Genomic DNA, 4,387 nt, shown 5'->3' with positions numbered 1-4,387 from the left:
GGACCGGGCGCACGAGCCGCCGTCGGTGGGCGGCCGGGGCAGACCCCCGTCCAGCGGTGGCTTTCAGCGGTGGCTTCCAGCGCTGGTGGCGGGTCGGTCAACAACGGACCACGGACCGCGGAGGGGGACGCGGCGTGCTACCGGACACGTGGAGCGCGGGAGGCGGGGCCGACCTGCGAGGATCGTGGGCATGGTGGTTCCGTCTGCCGCGCCGGCATCCGAGGAGCTGTTCCAGCGCGCCGAGCGTGTTGTTCCCGGTGGGGTCAATTCTCCGGTCCGAGCCTTCCGTGCCGTCGGCGGCACGCCGCGCTTCATGGTGGCGGGCAACGGCCCCTATCTGACCGATGCGGACGGGCGTACCTACGTCGACCTGGTGTGCTCGTGGGGGCCGATGATCCTCGGCCATGCCCATCCGGCCGTCGTCGAGGCGGTGTCGCGCGCCGTCTCGGCCGGCACCAGCTTCGGCACCCCCACGCCGGGGGAGGTGGAGCTCGCGGAGCTGATCGTCGACCGGGTCGGCCCGGTCGAGAAGGTACGCCTGGTCAACTCCGGCACCGAGGCGACGATGAGCGCCGTGCGGCTGGCCCGGGGTTTCACCGGCCGGTCGAGCATCATCAAGTTCGCCGGCTGCTACCACGGGCACGTCGACGCGCTGCTCGCCTCCGCCGGTTCCGGAGTGGCGACCCTCGGGTTGCCGGACACCCCGGGAGTCACCGGCGCCGCCACCGCGGACACCATCGTCCTGCCCTACAACGATCTCGCGCTGGTCGAGGCGGTCTTCGCCGAGCGCGGTGAGACGATCGCGGCGGTCATCACGGAGGCCGCCGCCGCCAACATGGGGGTCGTCCCGCCGCTGCCCGGCTTCAACGCCGGGTTGCGCCGGCTGTGCGACATCCACGGCGCGCTGCTCATCCTCGACGAGGTGATGACCGGGTTCCGCGTCTCACGCGCCGGCTGGTGGGGCAATGAGGGCGCGATCGAGGACTGGTCGCCGGACCTGTTCACCTTCGGCAAGGTGATGGGCGGCGGGCTGCCCGCGGCGGCCTTCGGCGGGCGGGCGGACGTGATGGCCAGGCTCGCACCCGCCGGCCCGGTGTACCAGGCGGGCACGTTGTCGGGTAACCCGATCGCCGTCGCCGCCGGACTCGCCACTCTGCGGGCCTGCACCGACGAGGTCTACGCCACTGTCGACACCCGCGCCGCCGACGTGGCCGGGATCGTCTCGACCGCGTTGACCGAGGAGGGTGTGGCCCACCTGCCGAGCAGCGCCGGATCGCTGTTCAGCTTCTTCTTCACCGACGCCGCCACCGTGGTCGACTACGCCGGTGCCCAGGCGCAGAACACCGCCTGGTACGCGGCGTTCTTCCACAGCATGCTCGACGCCGGGATCTACCTGCCGCCGTCGGCGTTCGAGGCGTGGTTCGTCTCGGCCGCGCATGATGACGAGACGGTGGAGCGGATCGCCGCGGCGGCACCGGCGGCCGCACGTGCCGCCGCGGCGGTACCCGAACCGGTGACCGTCTCCGCCTCTCCCGAGGGGCGGGCATGACGGAGCCGGCTCCGTTGACCCGGGTGCATCTGGTCCGCCACGGCGAGGTCTTCAACCCGGAGAAGATCCTCTACGGCCGGCTGCCGGGGTTCCGGTTGTCCGACAAGGGCCAGCAGCAGGCGAAAGTCACCGCGGAGTTCCTTGCGGAGCTGGACGTCGCGGCCGTGGTCGCGAGTCCGCTGGATCGTGCTCAGCAGACCGCCGCGCCCATCGCCACGGCGCACGCACTCGCCGTCCAGGCCGACCCGCGGCTGATCGAAAGCCGCAACGCCTTCGAGGGCAGAACGTTCGAGGCCGGCCCGGCGGTGGTCCGCTACCCCGCCCTGTGGCGCCTGCTGCTCAATCCGTTCCGCCCATCCTGGGGCGAACCGTACGACGAGATCGCCGCGCGGATGCTCGTGGCCGTCGCGGAATGGCGCGATGCCCACCCCGGTCGGCATGTCGTGCTCGTCAGCCATCAGCTTCCGGTCTGGACGGCTCGGCGTGCCCTGGAGGGGGTGCCCCTCTGGCACCGTCCCGACCGGCGGCAGTGTGGGCTGGCGAGCGTCACCACGGCCGTCTACCGGGAGTCCGAGCTCGTCGGCGTCCAGTATGCGGAGCCGAACGGGCTGACCGCGAACACGCCTGGATCGGTCGGCGCCTGACGAACTCCACCGGTCCCGAGTCACCGGCGCCGGCCGTCGCTGTCCCGCCCGTCGTCGCTGTCCCGCCCGTCGTCGCTGTCCCGCCCGCCCTCGCGTCCCTGCGGGCCGTGCTGCCGTTCCTGCGCTGCCCCGTGTGCGGCGACGCGCTGCACCGGGCGGACAGATCCCTGCGCTGTCCCGCCGGGCACGACTTCGACGTCGGCCGCAGCGGCTATGCCAACCTGCGCACCGGCCGGACTCGGCGGGTCGTCGGCGACACCGCCGTCATGGTCGCCGCGCGGGAGTCCTTCCTCGGTGGTGGCCACTACGGGCCGCTCACCGCCCGACTGGCCCAGATCGCGCATCCCGTCCCCGGGGGGTCATCCGGGCTATCCGGGTTGCCCGGTCGGGTGATCCTCGACATCGGTGCCGGGACCGGGCACCATCTGGCCGGCGTGGTCGGTGCGCGGCCGGACGCGGTCGGCATCGCCGTCGACGTCTCGAAGTACGCCCTGCGTCGCGCGGCGCGTGCCCATCCCCGGATCGGCGCGGTCTCCTTCGACGTCGCCGCCCCCTGGCCGGTGGCCGACCACGCCGTCGCGGTGCTCCTCGACGTCTTCGCGCCGCGCAACTTGGCCCAGATGCACCGGGTGCTGTGCCCCGACGGGCTGCTTATCGTCGTCACCCCCGGACCGGGCCATCTCGCCGAGCTGCACGGCCCGCTCGGACTCGTCGGGATACAGGCGGGCAAGAGCGACCGGCTCGACGAACGAACCACCGGACGGTTCGAGCCGATCATCGTCGAGCGCGTCGACGTTCCGCTCACGCTGAACACCGACCAGATCGTCGACCTGGCTCTGATGGGCCCGACCGGCCATCATCGTGCGCCCGACCAGCTGCGCCGGCGGGCCGAAACCGCCTTCCCCGGGAGTGTCCCCGTTACGGCCCGTTTTCAGATCCGCGGTTACCGTCCGCTCCCGGTCCCGCCGGTGGCCGGCGGCCGGTGACGTCGGCGGAACGGTGCCTGCCCGGCGACAGAACGGTGCCCGCCTGGCATGGAGCCCACAGGTGTCCTTTGTTGAGAAGCCCATGCGCGTCTCGCGGCCCCGCCACCTACCCTGAGTTGAGTTCTACAGTTGGTCGTAGACAGGTTCCCGGGTGGGAAGGGGCAGGGCACATACTGGTTCGCGTGGCGGAGAAGGGATGGCGGTCCGCGTCGGATGACAGTTCGGGCACGCTGGTGACAGGCATTGCCCCGATGCGGCGGATGCGCCGGGCCCGGTCGGCCCGCCGTGTCCGCCGGGCGGGATGCGTCGCCCCGGCCGCCGTGGCGCTCGTGGCGGCCGGGCTGCTGGCCGCCTGCTCCCCCGGGGCGAACTCGGTCGATGCCACCGGTGACGGGGGCTACGGCTTCGTCCAGCAGGCGGCCGGGCAGGACTTCGCCGCTCCCGGAAACCGGCATCCCGCGCCCCCCTTGTCCGGTAAGACCCTCGACGGGACCTCCCTCGACCTCGCGTCCTACCGAGGGAAGATCGTTGTGATCAATTTCTGGGCCTCGTGGTGCGCTCCCTGCCGCGCGGAGACGCCAGGCCTGGTCCAGCTGTCCAAGGACAACCCCACGGTGGCGTTCCTCGGTGTCAACGAGAAGGACACCGTCTCCGGCGCGAAGGCCTTCGCGCGGGACTACGGCAAGTCCTACCCGAGCATCGTCGACAAGCTGGGCACCCTCGCCGCGGGCTGGCCGGTCGCTCCCGGCCTCCCGTCGACGTTCGTGCTTGACCAGAACGGGCGGATCGCGGCCCGGTTCACCGGTGGTGTGCTGCCCGACGACCTGAAGCCCGTGCTGAGCCGTCTGCGGGCCGAGGCGTGAGCGGGCGCCGTTCGCCCGGGGCGGAGAACCCGCGGTGAGCCCCGGGGCGGAGAACTCGCGGTGAGCGTGGTCGGGCTCATCACCGACGGGCCGGTCCTGCTCGCCGCGCCGGTCGCCGCCGCCGCGGGACTGCTCTCCTTTCTCTCCCCCTGCGTCCTTCCGCTGGTGCCGGGCTATCTCAGCTTCGTCACCGGCCTGTCCGGGGCGGAGCTTCAGGATCGTTCGAGGCGAGCTGCCGCCACCCCGGGGGGGCCGCCGGGCCGGGCACCGGCGGTGCCGGAGGTGTCCGTAGCGGTGTCGGCGGTGCCGGGCATGGCGGTGGCCGGCGGGGCTGTGGTGGCCGGC

Annotated in this window: 4 protein-coding genes and 1 pseudogene; all 5 read left to right on the top strand. The window is 72.6% G+C overall.

From position 1 onward, the window contains the following. Positions 1 to 190 precede the first annotated feature (190 nt). Entirely contained in the window at positions 191 to 1,549 is a 1,359-nt protein-coding gene (gene hemL, locus AC08OJ_RS18815) for a glutamate-1-semialdehyde 2,1-aminomutase (RefSeq protein WP_476594586.1), read from the top strand. Continuing rightward, positions 1,546 to 2,193 carry a histidine phosphatase family protein gene (locus tag AC08OJ_RS18810; RefSeq protein WP_462202628.1) on the top strand — a complete coding sequence of 216 codons (648 nt, stop codon included), beginning with the start codon at positions 1,546 to 1,548 and terminating at the stop codon, positions 2,191 to 2,193. Before hemL ends, AC08OJ_RS18810 begins: the two co-directional genes overlap by 4 nt. 107 nt (positions 2,194 to 2,300) lie before the next feature. After that, positions 2,301 to 3,179, top strand: a complete 879-nt coding sequence (locus tag AC08OJ_RS18805; protein ID WP_476594587.1) for a putative RNA methyltransferase — start codon at positions 2,301 to 2,303, stop codon at positions 3,177 to 3,179. A 233-nt stretch (positions 3,180 to 3,412) separates the two neighbouring features. Then, positions 3,413 to 4,042, top strand: a complete 630-nt coding sequence (locus AC08OJ_RS18800; protein WP_476594588.1) for a TlpA family protein disulfide reductase — start codon at positions 3,413 to 3,415, stop codon at positions 4,040 to 4,042. Between the two features lie 60 nt (positions 4,043 to 4,102). Further along, positions 4,103 to 4,387 (top strand): annotated as a pseudogene (locus AC08OJ_RS18795) (cytochrome c biogenesis protein CcdA); the annotation flags it as partial.

It is taken from the genome of Frankia sp. CgKIO3 (assembly GCF_977946435.1).
The sequence above is the reverse complement of the archived record's forward strand: the minus strand, read 5'-3'. Positions and strand labels throughout refer to the sequence as shown.